A 3208-nucleotide genomic window follows, 5' to 3' on the forward strand; every position below is an offset into this window, starting at 1 on the left:
TTTTTTTTTTTAATGATACGGGAACCACCGAGTTCTACTCTTTTTCCCTCCACGACGCTCTCCATACTTGTTGAAAAAGGGGAAAAAAATAAGATTTAATCTACTAGACTGACACAGCTAATGGGTGTGCATTAGAAAATGGGGGGATGGGGTGATGGGGTGATGGGGTGATGGGGTGATTATGAAAAAAGCTAATGCACTATTTTAAGTGTCATGTCAAGGTTAAAATAGTGCAATAGATTTTTGACTAAAAGCGTTGAAAAATCCGCATCGTACCATTTTTCTAAAGTAACATTTAAGGCTTGACACGACATTACGCCTTCTGAATTCTAAATTCCAAATTCTAAATTCACTTCACATAAATACTTAGAGAATCGCCAGTTTTTGTGCTTTGTGCTACTTTTTCTGTTACAAATTGACGTGCGGAATGTGGGATTTAAAAATATGACGCTTTTGCCACCGCCTGTTGTGAGTAGGCTTGTTATTATAGCAGCATTAGTTTTATTTATCTGTAGTAGTTTACGCCATGCCTTGTTCTACTCTACAGGATTTGACTTGGGTATTTATGACCAAGTTGTATATTTGATTAGTCAAGGAGAATCTCCCATTTCTTCTTTTTTGGGGTATCACCATCTGGGAAATCATGCAGCTTGGGCTGTCTATCCTCTAGGATTATTCTATATGATTTATCCTGATGTCCATTGGCTACTTTTACTACAAGCTGTATGTTTAGCCTTGGGAAGTTGGCCTACTTGGTGTTTGGCCAGACTTGCGGGGTTAGATCGAGGACAAGCAGTAGCGATCGCTATTTCTTATCTTTTATATCCGGTAATTTTTAATATCAATTTATTTGATTTTCATCCGGAAGTTATGGCTTTACCTGCTATTTTAGGGGCAATTTTAGCAGCTAGACTGAAACGTATTTTCTGGTTTTGTATTGCTATTGTTTGGGTGTTAGGTTGTAAAGCGGTTTTATCATTGACTGTAGCTTTTATTGGTTTATGGTTACTAGGTTTTGAAAAGCGTAAGTTTTGCGGTTTAATTGCTCTTTGTTTAGGTATTTTTTGGTTTATAGTTGTCACTCAAGGAATAATTCCTTTTTTCAGTGGTGAAGAAGTAGCTGGAGTTGGTCGTTATAGTTATCTGGGAGATTCGGTTGTGGGAATTATTTTTAATATTTTGCTACAACCAGGAGCAGTGTTAGGGAAAATATTATCTTTTGAAACTATCAAATATATTTTTGTGTTATTTTTACCTGTAATTTGGGGAATATTTCCACTGCTTCAGAGAAATCAAGCTATCTTACCTAATCTTATCCCTCTAATTCCAACTATTCCCACAATTATGTTGAATGTTTTGTCTGAAGTCTCATTTCAGAGAAGTTTAGATTATCAGTATTCATTACCTGCAATTAGTTTTTTATTATTAACAGTAATTTCCTGTTTAGCAGCAGCTTCTCCAACAGAAAATCAGAATATTCAGATAGAATCAAGTTGGATTATTAAGTTAGAAATTCCCAAATTTAATCTGAGATTACCAATACCAAATTTTCAATATCCCCGCATAATTATTTTGTGGTCTACTTTAATATTTCTCTTATTTGGTAATTTAGCAAGTTTATTTTCTTATGTGGGTAGTTTTGATACTTGGCAAGCCACAAATAATGCAATTACTTACATCAAAACTAAAGGAGGGGTACTCACAGATAATCGATTAGCACCCCATTTTACTCATCGTTCAATGGTAAAGTTATTGAATCAAACACAACCAGATAATTTAGATGAATTTGATTATGTAGTTTTGAATTTACGTCATCCTTGGCCGGATACTGAAGAGGCTGGTATTATTCTGTCTAAATATCTCCAAAATAACCAAGAATGGGAATTAAATTATCAAGAAAACGATGTAATAGTATTTGGAAGAAGGGAGTAGGGAGTAGGGAGTAGGGAGTAGGGAGTAGTAATTTGGGAAACAACTAATATAAAAGGAGCAAAACTACTGTGTTATTTTTAAATTTAATTGCCAAATTTTTCCATGATAAAGATAGAATTTTTGGGGGAGAAAAATCACAGAAAAAGCAAGAGATAATTATTTCTCCTACCTTCCCTGTAATTTCTATTTATCCTGACTCCTACCCTTACCAAAAGACTTTCCATACGCAAACCCTAACTGGAGATAGTTTTAATTATTCATTTGCTATTATTATAACAATATTGCTTGGTATCTTTATCCCCCCTTTAAGACTTTTGTTCGTCATTTTCTTTTTGATTTTGGTCATTTATGTTTTGATTTACCGAGCTATTGTACGAAGACGGAAAAAGTAGAAATGAGGATACCAGGTTTAAACTCTTAAAGCATTATTAATTCCTTTGATTCAGGAATTCCTTCTGAGTTATGACTTGTCCGTAGTGCTAGTCTATATTTTTCAAAATTTTCTCATACTACTGGCGTGTCTAGATTAAAATTGTGGGTTAAAAAACCTAACCCCCCAACTCCCTTCCCTGCTAGCGTTGGGGGAGAAACTCCCCTCTCCTTGTAGGAGAGGGGTTGGGGGAGAGGTCTTCATTTGCTCAGACTACCCACATTCTAAAGCTAGACGTGCGACTAATACTTCCTGCTAAAAAATGGTAATTCTCAAACGATTAAAATCCGATTTTCTACTTCAAATAACTATCATTGCTGCCATAATTTTATTTATCTGTAGCAGTGTGCGTCATTTATTATTTCAATCTAGTGCTTTTGAAATGGGAATTTATGACCAAGTTACCTATTTAATAAGTCAAAATTTACCTCCCATTTCTTCCTTTTTAGACATACATCATTTAGGTAATCATGCTGCTTGGGCAATGTATCCCGTGGCATTACTTTATAAAATTTATCCTTCAGTTTATTGGCTATTACTAATACAAGCAATTTGTTTAGCAATAGGAACTTTACCTACTTGGAGTTTAGCCCGTTATTCAGGATTAAATAAACAACAAGCTTTAGCTATAGTAATAGTCTATTTGCTATACCCAGTGGTGTTTAATCTCAATTTATTTGATTTTCATCCAGAGGTAATGGCATTACCAGCAATATTAGGAGCAATTTTAGCAGCCAAATTAGATAAAACTGTTTGGTTTTGTTTAGCTATTCTTTGGGTTTTAGGTTGTAAAGATGCTTTATCTTTACCTGTCGCTGCTATGGGTTTTTGGTTATACTTTTATGA

Annotated in this window: 2 protein-coding genes; both read left to right on the plus strand. The window is 34.6% G+C overall.

Annotated elements, in window-relative coordinates; translation table 11 throughout:
• Positions 1-444 precede the first annotated feature (444 nt).
• The gene (locus F6K22_RS36915) at positions 445-1932 is read left to right on the plus strand and encodes a DUF2079 domain-containing protein (protein ID WP_293109703.1); all 1488 of its coding nucleotides are present in this window, start codon (positions 445-447) and stop codon (positions 1930-1932) included.
• A 692-nt stretch (positions 1933-2624) separates the two neighbouring features.
• On the plus strand, positions 2625-3208 hold a 584-nt coding region (locus tag F6K22_RS36920; RefSeq protein WP_293109705.1), incomplete at its 3' end, for a DUF2079 domain-containing protein.

It is taken from the genome of Okeania sp. SIO2F4 (assembly GCF_010672385.1).
Classification (GTDB): Bacteria; Cyanobacteriota; Cyanobacteriia; order Cyanobacteriales; family Microcoleaceae; genus Trichodesmium.